General features: G+C 64.2%; 12 protein-coding genes. 5 read left to right on the top strand and 7 right to left on the bottom strand.

The window, feature by feature from the left end; translation table 11 throughout:
- The first annotated feature begins 19 nt into the window (after nt 1-19).
- Nucleotides 20-634, top strand: a complete 615-nt coding sequence (locus tag ACOQOU_RS10135; RefSeq protein WP_306025986.1) for an alpha-ketoglutarate-dependent dioxygenase AlkB family protein — start codon at nt 20-22, stop codon at nt 632-634.
- A gap of 29 nt (nt 635-663) precedes the next feature.
- On the opposite strand, the gene coaA is transcribed toward ACOQOU_RS10135, so the two are convergent.
- The 7 genes from coaA to hisB form a co-directional block, all read right to left on the bottom strand.
- Nucleotides 664-1,704 (bottom strand): type I pantothenate kinase, encoded by a 1,041-nt coding sequence (gene coaA, locus ACOQOU_RS10130; RefSeq protein ID WP_109768374.1) that lies wholly within the window; start codon nt 1,702-1,704, stop codon nt 664-666.
- Nucleotides 1,705-1,740: 36 nt separating this feature from the next.
- Nucleotides 1,741-2,058: a phosphoribosyl-ATP diphosphatase gene (locus tag ACOQOU_RS10125; protein WP_306025987.1), complete on the bottom strand. Its 318-nt coding sequence runs from the start codon at nt 2,056-2,058 to the stop codon at nt 1,741-1,743.
- A 6-nt stretch (nt 2,059-2,064) separates the two neighbouring features.
- A complete protein-coding gene (hisF, locus tag ACOQOU_RS10120; protein ID WP_306025988.1) occupies nt 2,065-2,850 on the bottom strand; it encodes an imidazole glycerol phosphate synthase subunit HisF in 786 nt (261 codons plus the stop codon).
- Nucleotides 2,847-3,608: a 1-(5-phosphoribosyl)-5-[(5-phosphoribosylamino)methylideneamino]imidazole-4-carboxamide isomerase gene (gene hisA / locus ACOQOU_RS10115; protein ID WP_306025989.1), complete on the bottom strand. Its 762-nt coding sequence runs from the start codon at nt 3,606-3,608 to the stop codon at nt 2,847-2,849. Before hisA ends, hisF begins: the two co-directional genes overlap by 4 nt.
- Nucleotides 3,609-3,713: 105 nt before the next feature.
- On the bottom strand, nt 3,714-4,364 hold the full coding sequence (gene hisH / locus ACOQOU_RS10110) for an imidazole glycerol phosphate synthase subunit HisH (RefSeq protein ID WP_306025990.1): 651 nt from the start codon (nt 4,362-4,364) through the stop codon (nt 3,714-3,716).
- Entirely contained in the window at nt 4,364-4,843 is a 480-nt protein-coding gene (locus tag ACOQOU_RS10105; protein WP_306025991.1) for a DUF2628 domain-containing protein, read from the bottom strand. Before ACOQOU_RS10105 ends, hisH begins: the two co-directional genes overlap by 1 nt.
- A 4-nt stretch (nt 4,844-4,847) precedes the next feature.
- The gene (gene hisB / locus ACOQOU_RS10100; protein WP_109768396.1) at nt 4,848-5,447 is read right to left on the bottom strand and encodes an imidazoleglycerol-phosphate dehydratase HisB; all 600 of its coding nucleotides are present in this window, start codon (nt 5,445-5,447) and stop codon (nt 4,848-4,850) included.
- 132 nt (nt 5,448-5,579) lie between these two features.
- Here hisB and hslV point away from each other — a divergent pair, with 132 nt between their 5' ends.
- The 4 genes from hslV to hslU are packed head-to-tail and all read left to right on the top strand — an operon-like array spanning nt 5,580 to nt 9,165.
- Complete coding sequence (gene hslV, locus ACOQOU_RS10095; protein WP_306025992.1) at nt 5,580-6,143, top strand: ATP-dependent protease subunit HslV; 564 nt, start codon at nt 5,580-5,582, stop codon at nt 6,141-6,143.
- The gene (locus ACOQOU_RS10090; RefSeq protein ID WP_306025993.1) at nt 6,133-6,684 is read left to right on the top strand and encodes a GNAT family N-acetyltransferase; all 552 of its coding nucleotides are present in this window, start codon (nt 6,133-6,135) and stop codon (nt 6,682-6,684) included. Before hslV ends, ACOQOU_RS10090 begins: the two co-directional genes overlap by 11 nt.
- Before the next feature lies 1 nt (nt 6,685).
- Entirely contained in the window at nt 6,686-7,858 is a 1,173-nt protein-coding gene (locus ACOQOU_RS10085) for a hypothetical protein (protein ID WP_306025994.1), read from the top strand.
- Entirely contained in the window at nt 7,855-9,165 is a 1,311-nt protein-coding gene (gene hslU / locus ACOQOU_RS10080; RefSeq protein WP_109768365.1) for an ATP-dependent protease ATPase subunit HslU, read from the top strand. Before ACOQOU_RS10085 ends, hslU begins: the two co-directional genes overlap by 4 nt.
- Nucleotides 9,166-9,298: the final 133 nt, after the last annotated feature.

Here is a 9,298-nt window from a genome sequence, read left to right as displayed (position 1 = left end):
TGGAGCTGGAGCCGCAGCGTTGACGACACTGCCCGATGGCGTGCGCCACATTGCCGGCGCCCTCGATCCCGAGGCGCAGACGGCGCTGGTCGACGACATCCGCGCCGTGGTCGCGCAGGCGCCGCTGTTCGTGCCCGCCATGCCTCGGACCGGCAAGCCGATGTCCGTGCGGATGAGCAATTGCGGGCCGCTCGGCTGGGTTACCGACAAGGCACGCGGCTATCGCTACCAGCCGGCGCATCCGGTCACCGGCGAGCCCTGGCCGGCGATACCGCCACAGCTTCTGGCACTCTGGACCGAAGTCACGGGCTATCCGCACCCGCCGGAGGCCTGTCTGATCAATTTCTACGCGCCCGATACGAAGATGGGCCTGCATCAGGACCGTGACGAAGCGGATTTCGATGCGCCGGTGCTGTCCATCTCGCTGGGCGATGACTGCCTGTTCCGCATTGGCGGCACCAGGCGTGGCGGCAAGACCATGTCGTTGCGCCTCGTCTCCGGCGATATCGTCGTTCTCGGCGGCGCCAGCCGGCTTGCCTATCACGGCGTCGACCGGATTTATCCGGGCACTTCGATGCTTCTTGAGAAAGCCGGCCGGATCAATTTGACATTGCGGCGCGTCACAGTTCCGTAGCCGGCAAATTCATTGACTTGATATGCCGGCTACAATTTTCGCAGGAGCACCGATTCGACCAGATGGTCCGAACCCTTGCGCAGGATCAGATCGGCGCGCGGCCGGGTCGGCAGGATGTTCTCCCGCAGGTTCCGCAAATTGATGTTGGCCCACAGTCCCTCGGCGATGGCCCGCGCGGCATCTTCCGACAGCTGCGAATAGCGGTGAAAGAAGGACTGCGGATCCTGAAACGCGGTTTGCCGCAGCTTCATGAACCGGTCCACATACCAGGTGTGGATCAGGTCGTCGTCCGCATCGATGTAGATCGAATAGTCGAAGAAATCCGATACGAAGGGGATGGTCCGGCCGTCTTCGGGCAGGTCGCGCACCTGAAGCACATTGATGCCTTCGAAGATCAAAATGTCCGGCCGGTCGATCGTCTTGTAGGCGCCTTCGCGCACATCGTAGGTCAGGTGCGAATAAAGCGGCGCCTTGACCGTCTGCTCGCCGGCCTTGATCGCCGACAAAAACCGCAGGATCGCGCCGACATCGTAGCTTTCGGGAAATCCCTTGCGTTCCATCAGCCCGCGTTCGCGCAGAACCGCATTGGGCAGCAGGAAGCCGTCGGTCGTGATCAGGTCCACCTTGGGGCTGGACGGCCAGCGCGACAGCAGCTCGGTCAGAACACGAGCGGTGGTCGACTTTCCGACCGCCACCGATCCGGCGATGCCGATGATGTAGGGCGTCTTGATCGCCTCGGGAAAGTTCAGAAACCGCTTGCGCTGCCGAAACAACTCCTGCGACGCCTCGACATGGGCTGACAGAAGCCGCGAGATCGACAGATAGATGCGGCGGACCTCTTCGAGATCGACCGGGTCGTTCAGCGAGCGCAGGCGTTTGACCTCGTCGGCGCTCAAGGTGAGCGGCGTGTCGGCGCGGAACTCGGCCCATTTGGTCGCGGTGAAATGGCGGTAGGGCGACAGGTCACCGCCTGACAGCTGGTCCGCCAGGGACAGGCCGTCGGCAACCGCATCGAGACTGTCCGGCGCATGTCCGGCCCGTTCGTTGGTGCTGTCGGCGGTGCGATCCATGGGTCAATCCCCGTCGGTCGGCAGCTTGGAGCGCTTTTATGCGTCGCGCGCGGCCTTTTCCGCAAGTCCACTTTCGGCGGTACGGCGTTCAAGCTCGGCGAGGACCTCATCGAGCGCGATCCCGCGGGTGCGGCAAACGACCAGCCAGTGATAGAGAAGATCGGCGCTTTCTGCGATCAGCGTGTCCCGGTCATCGCCCAGCGCGGCGATCACCGTTTCGACCGCCTCTTCGCCAAGCTTTTTGGCAGCCCGCTCCGGTCCGGCGGCAACAAGCCTGGCCGTCCAGCTCTCGGAGGGATCGGCTTTTGCGCGCGCCGCGATGATCGCTTCAAGGTCGTGAAGGGTGAAAGACATGGCCGTTCATGCCGCAGGATCGAGGCGAACCGCAAGCCCGGCGTTTGCCATGTGCGTCTTGGCCTCTCCGATCGTGTGCGTGCCGAAATGGAAGATCGAGGCGGCCAGAACGCCCGTGGCGTGACCGTCGCGCACGCCCTCGACCAGATGATCGAGCGATCCCACGCCGCCCGAGGCGATGACAGGGACGCGCACCGCATCGGCGATCGCGCGCGTCAACGCGATATCGAAACCGGCCTTGGTTCCGTCACGGTCCATCGAGGTGAGCAATATCTCGCCGGCGCCGAGATCGACCACTTTCCGCGCAAACGCCACGGCGTCGATGCCCGTAGGCTCGCGGCCGCCATGGGTGAAGATTTCCCAGCGGTCGGGCTCGCCTTCGCCCGACACTTTTTTTGCATCGATGGCGACGACAATGCACTGGTTGCCGAACTTGTCGGCGGCCTCGGCGACAAATTGCGGATTCTTGACCGCCGCCGTGTTGATCGAAACCTTGTCGGCGCCGGCCAGGAGCAGCTTGCGGATGTCCTCGATGGTGCGGACGCCGCCGCCGACCGTCAGAGGCATGAAGCAGTGTTCGGCGGTTCGCGCGACAACATCGAAGATCGTCTCGCGATCATCGGACGAAGCGGTGATGTCGAGAAAGCACAATTCGTCGGCGCCGGCGGCGTCATAGGCCTTGGCAGCCTCGACCGGATCGCCCGCATCGATCAGATCGACGAAATTGACGCCCTTGACGACGCGGCCGTCCTTGACGTCGAGGCAGGGAATGACACGGGCTTTCATGGTCATGTGAACAGGCCCTCGTCCGGCGGCAGGATGCCTTCGAGCACGCCGAGCGCAATCTGCGCGTCGATGCGCCCGTCATAGAGCGCGCGGCCGGAAATCGCGCCTTCGAGCCGTTCGGCGTCGGGCATGACCATCCGCACGACATCGGCAAGCGACGCCATGCCGCCCGAGGCGATGACGGGAATCGAGACCGCTTCGGCCAGATCGATGGTCGCCTCCCAGTTGATGCCGGTCAGAACGCCGTCGCGGTCGATGTCGGTGAAGACGATGGCGGCAACGCCGGCCCCCTCAAATTGTTTGGCCAGTTCGATGGCGCCCAGTTCGGAAGCTTCGGCCCAACCCTCGACGGCGACCTTGCCGCCTTTCGCGTCGATGCCGACGGCGATCTTGCCGGGAAAAGCGCGGCACGCCTCGCGAACCAGGTCCGGATCGCGCACCGCGACCGTGCCGAGGATCACCCGGGCGAGGCCCTTGTCGAGCCAGCGCTCGATGTCGGCCAGCGTGCGAATGCCGCCACCGAGCTGAACGGGGTTCTTCGTCGCGGAAAGAATCGCTTCGACCGCGTCGCCATTGACGCTTTCGCCCTCGAACGCGCCGTTCAGGTCGACAACATGAAGCCATTTGAAACCTTCATCCTCGAAGGCCTTGGCCTGCGCGGCGGGATCGTCATTGTAGACAGTCGCCTGGTCCATGTCGCCGAGCCGGAGCCGGACGCATTGCCCATCTTTCAGATCGATCGCGGGGAAGAGAGTTTTAGACATGGCCAATGCCCTTTTCCGTATGCGCGTCCTCGCGGGCAAGCCGCTGCGGGCGCCGCGCGGGGCCGTCTTTCAGATAAATGGCGGGGAACAGGATCGTCGATCGGTTCACGGCGTCCACTCCAGGAAATTGCCGATCAGGGCCAGGCCGAGCGTCTGGCTCTTTTCGGGGTGGAACTGGGTTCCGGCCATGTTGTCGCGCGCGACAGCAGCGGTCACCGGTCCGCCATAGCCGCATGTCGCGACAATATCGGCCTCGTGCGCGGCCGCCAGATGGTAGGAATGGACGAAATAGGCGTGCAGCCCGTCCGGCCCGGTGGGAATGCCGGCAAACAGCGGATGCTCACGTCTGACATCCAGCGTGTTCCAGCCGATCTGCGGAATGCGCAGCGCCGGATCGGACGGTGTCATCAGCGTCACGTCGCCCTCGATCCAGTCGAAACCGGGCGTGACGGTCTTTTCGAGCCCGCGCGTCGTCATGAGCTGCATGCCGACGCAGATGCCCAGAAACGGGCGCCCCTTGGCGATGACGGCCTCGTCGATCGCCTCATGCATGCCGGGTACGGCATCGAGCCCGGCGCGGCAATCGGCATAGGCGCCGACACCCGGCAGGACGATTCGGTCGGCATACGCAACGCGATCGGCATCGGCGGTAACCTGTATCTCGGCGTCGATTCCGCGTTCGCGCGCTGCGCGTTCGAACGCCTTGTGGGCAGACCGCAGGTTGCCCGAGCCGTAATCGATGATCGCAACACGCATCAGCGGTTCACCCCGCCGGGCGCGGCAAAGAGGAAATCGGGCGCTTCGGCTGCGGCCAGCCCCCGGCCGGGCACCATAGCGGCGGCCAGTGGTGCTTCGAAGGATTCATCGCCCGCCATGTCCGCAAACCGCAATTCCGCCGCCTCTTGCGTGTCCGCTTCGACGACATCGGCAAGCCGGTAGCCGCGCGGGCGCGCCGCGCCGATCCTCCAGCCCTGTCCTTCCAGACCCACGAAAAGCCCGACCAGCAGGTTGAACGGCAGGGCGAGCGATGCCCATTGCGGGTTCTGCGCCAACAGCGCGATGGCCAGCGAGGCTGCAAAGACGCCGAAGGCGGCGAACCAAAGCCTGTGCCACAACAGCCAAAACAGCGGCACGACGAAGCCGAGCCACGACCAGCCGTCCCGGATCACCAGAAGGGGCGCCCGGCCACGCGGCGGTGTCCGGTCCTCGTGCCGCAGGATCACATAGCGCGCCATGGCCTTACCCGCTCAACGAACCCTTGGTGGACGGAACGGCGCCGGCCTGCCGCGGATCGATCTCGATGGCTGTGCGCAACACCCGCGCCACCGCCTTGAAGCAGGTTTCGGCGATGTGGTGGCTGTTGGCGGCATAAAAGTTCTCAACATGCAGCGTGATGCCGGCATGCTGGCTCAGCGCCTGGAAGAACTCCCGGACCAGCTCGGTGTCGAACGTGCCGATCTTCGGCGCGGTGAAGTCCACCTTCCAGACCAGGAAGGGCCGGCCGGAAACATCGAGCGCGGCGCGCGTCAGTGCCTCGTCCATGGCAAGGTCGAGGCTGGCATAGCGGGTCACACCGCGCCGGTCGCCAAGCCCCTTGCTGATCGCCTGACCGAGCGCGATGCCGACATCCTCGACCGTGTGATGATCGTCGATATGCGTGTCGCCGTTCGCCGCAATCGTCATGTCGATCAGCGAATGGCGCGCCAGCTGGTCGAGCATGTGGTCGAAAAACCCGATTCCGGTCGTAATCGACCGTTTGCCGGTGCCGTCCAGATCGACGGTCACACTGATGTCGGTTTCGTTGGTCTTGCGGCTGACAGTGGCCGTGCGGGCGCTCATCGTCTTGCACTCCGGGTTGATCGCGCGCCTCTTACCAAGCGACGGGCGCAAACGCCAGCCGGGCGAACGCCCGGATTGCATGGGCCTTTGCGCCACCTACATAGGGCGCAACGGTTCAAGAAGGACGAAGAGATGAGCGAACGAAACGGACTGCCTTCCATGCACGCGACGACCATCGTGACCGTGCGCAAGGGCGGCAAGGTCGTCATTGCCGGCGACGGCCAGGTGACGATGGGCCAGGCGACCGTGATGAAGGGCAATGCCCGCAAGGTGCGCAGGATCGGCAAGGACGGACAGGTGATTGCCGGATTTGCCGGCGCGACGGCGGACGCCTTCACCCTTCTGGAACGGCTCGAAAAGAAGCTCGAGCAGTATCCCGGACAGTTGATGCGCGCCTGCGTGGAACTGGCCAAGGACTGGCGCACGGACAAATATCTGCGCAATCTGGAAGCGCTTATGCTGGTCGCCGACAAGGATGTGTCGCTGTGCGTGACGGGCAATGGCGACGTGCTGGAACCCGAGCATGGCGTCATGGCGATCGGATCGGGCGGCAATTATGCGCTTGCAGCCGCCCGCGCGCTGGCCGACGGCGATCATGACGCGGAAACGATCGCCCGCAAGGCGATGGCCATCGCCGCCGAGATCTGCGTCTACACCAATGACAATCTGGTCATGGAAACGCTTGATGAAGGCTGACGCCGACGAGATCACCTTCCGGCCGGTGACCGACGGCGACTTGCCCATGCTGCGGTCGTGGATGGTCCAGCCCCATTGGCAGGAATGGTGGGGCGATGCGGAGACCGAACTGGGCTATGTCCGCGACATGATCGAGGGTCGCGACACGACCCGTCCGTACCTGTTTCTCGTCGGCGATGTGCCGATGGGCTATATCCAGTATTGGTTCATCGACGATCATCGGCGCGAACCCTGGCTGACCGACGAGCCCTGGATTGCCGAGTTGCCGGCCGGTAGCATCGGTGTTGACCTGTCGATCGGCGATGCGGCGGGGCTCGGCAAGGGTCTTGGTTCGGCGGCCCTGGCAGCCTTCGTCAGGACACTATGGGACGAGGGGTTTCGGGAGATCATCATCGATCCCGATCCCGCCAATGCGCGCGCCGTGCGGGCGTACCACAAGGCCGGATTTCGCACGATCGACGCCCTGAAGGGCCGGTTCGACAGCGTCCATCTCATGCGTTTTGACCCGAATGCGGCGATGTCCGGCGAAGAGGCGGCATGACATGATCACGCGCGAGCAACTCGACGACGCGGTACGCCGCGGCCTCATTGGGGCCGAACAGCGCGACGGTCTCATCAGGTTCGCTGATACGGGCTCTGTCGCATCCGAAGAAGCCAAAGACACGCCAGCGGCCGGCTTTGACGAACAGATGCGCCTGATCGGTGGCGGCAACGATGTGTTCGTGACGATCGGCGTCGTCATGCTGAGCGCCGGGCTCTTTGCCGCGCTGATCACGTTTCTGGGTGATCGGACGACGGTCATGTTCGGCATCATGGCCGTTTTCCTGTGGGCCGTCGCCGAGTTCGTCACACGACAGCGCCGCATGCGCCTGGCTTCCACCGTGATCGGGTTGGGCTTCCTGTTTGCCGTGCAGGCGATCCTCACCGACTGGGTGGTCACGGGCTATGGCATCGCGATGCCGGAAAACCCGCTGCAGCTTGCCGCCATGCGCCCGCAGCTGGGCATTGCAGGCACGGTTCTGCTGGGTGGTGTTGCGACCGCGGCGGTGCTCTATTTCTGGCGTTTCCGCGTGCCGGTCATGGCCGGCGCGATCGCGCTCTGCCTGACGGCGCTGTCCTTCTTCTATGTCACGCTGTTCCTTTATGACGGCGTGACCGAAGGCCGGCTTTATCTGCCGGCGCTCGACGATCTGCCGGACCTGTTGCGCAACGCGCTCTACATGCCGCTGATCTCGGGCCTTGCGATCTTCGCCGTCGGCGTGATGTTCGACCTGCGCGACCGCGAGCGGGTAACGGTCTGGTCGGACTGCGCCTTCTGGCTGCACGTGATCTCGGCGCCGCTGCTGGTCCATCCGCTGTTCATCATGTCGACGGGCCAGGATGTGGTGTTCGGCGAGATCGAGCCCGGCACGAGCGCCATGGTGATGCTCGCCGTTCTGATCACCGTCTTCGTCTATGTGGCGCTTGCCATCGACCGGCGTTCGCTGCTCATCCCGACGCTGGCCTATTTCGGGTCGCTCGGCATCTATTATCTGGTCAACTCGGCAGCCAACCAAACGGGAATTCCGCCGTTCGCGCTGATCCTGCTGGTCGTCGGCGCACTGATCATGGCGTTCGGCGCGGGCTGGCAGCGTATCCGCGGCTTGATCATACGCCCGACCCTCCCCACATCGCTGCTCGACAAACTTCCCCCCATCAGAGTGCATACCACATGACCAATTTCTCGCCCCGGGAGACCGTCTCGGAACTCGACCGCCATATTATCGGCCAGAAGGACGCCAAGCGCGCCGTTGCCATCGCGCTGCGCAATCGCTGGCGCCGCCAGCAGCTTGCCGACGATCTGCGCGACGAGGTGATGCCCAAGAACATTTTGATGATCGGGCCGACCGGCGTTGGCAAGACGGAGATCTCGCGTCGCCTGGCGCGGCTTGCGGGCGCCCCCTTCATCAAGGTGGAAGCGACCAAGTTTACCGAGGTCGGCTATGTCGGCCGCGATGTCGAGCAGATCGTCCGCGACCTGGTCGAGGTGGGTATCGGGCTTGTCCGGGAAAAAAAGCGCGAAGCGGTCAAGGCCAAGGCGCGCATCAATGCCGAGGAGCGTGTGCTCGAGGCACTGGTCGGCAAGAATGCCAGCCCGGCAACCCGGGATTCGTTTCGCAAGAAGCTGCGCGAAGGCCAGTTGGACGACAAGGAAATCGAGATCGAGGTGGCCGACCACGGCCAGGGCGGGATGCCCGGCTTCGACATTCCCGGCATGCCCGGCGGCAATGTCAGCATGATCAATCTCGGCGAGATCATGGGCAAGGCGTTCGGCCAGCGTACCAAACAGATCAAGACGAGCGTGCGCGAGAGCCACGATCTGCTGGTGGCCGACGAATCCGACAAGCTTCTGGACGAGGACCAGGTCGTGTCCGAGGCGCTGCGGTCGGTCGAAAATGACGGCATCGTCTTTCTGGACGAGATCGACAAGATCGCCGCCGGCGACGGTCGCATGTCGGGCGGCGTCAGCCGCGAAGGCGTGCAGCGCGACCTGCTGCCGCTGGTCGAGGGCACGACCGTGGCGACCAAATACGGGCCGGTGAAGACCGACCATGTGCTGTTCATCGCCTCGGGCGCCTTCCACGTCTCCAAACCGTCGGACCTTCTGCCCGAACTTCAGGGCCGGCTGCCGATCCGCGTCGAACTGCGCGCATTGGAGCGGGACGATTTCCGCCGCATCCTGACCGAGACCGAGGCCAGCCTGATCAAGCAGTATATCGCGCTGATGGCGACCGAGGAGGTGACGCTCGAATTCACCGACGACGCGATCGATGCACTGGCCGACATCGCCGTCGATCTCAACGCCTCCGTCGAGAATATCGGCGCGCGGCGGCTGCAGACGGTGATGGAACGGGTGCTCGACGAGATCTCGTTCGAAGCGCCCGACAAGGCGGGCACGACGATGGTGATCGACGCCGATTATGTGAAGACCAATGTCGGCGAACTGGCCCGCAACACGGACCTGTCGCGCTTCATTCTGTAGAACGCTTCTTATCCAACCCAGCCCTTGAGCGAAGGTCGGCGGCTGCCGCGTTTCAAACGGGGCAGCGCCGGATGGGGGGCAACGGCTCACCGTGGCGCCACATCGTTGTCCCTACCCGCTCGACCATCGCGAG

This window comes from Oceaniradius stylonematis (genome assembly GCF_965223445.1).
GTDB lineage: Bacteria > Pseudomonadota > Alphaproteobacteria > Rhizobiales > Rhizobiaceae > Roseitalea > Roseitalea stylonematis.
This window is presented reverse-complemented; position numbering and strand designations above follow the sequence as displayed.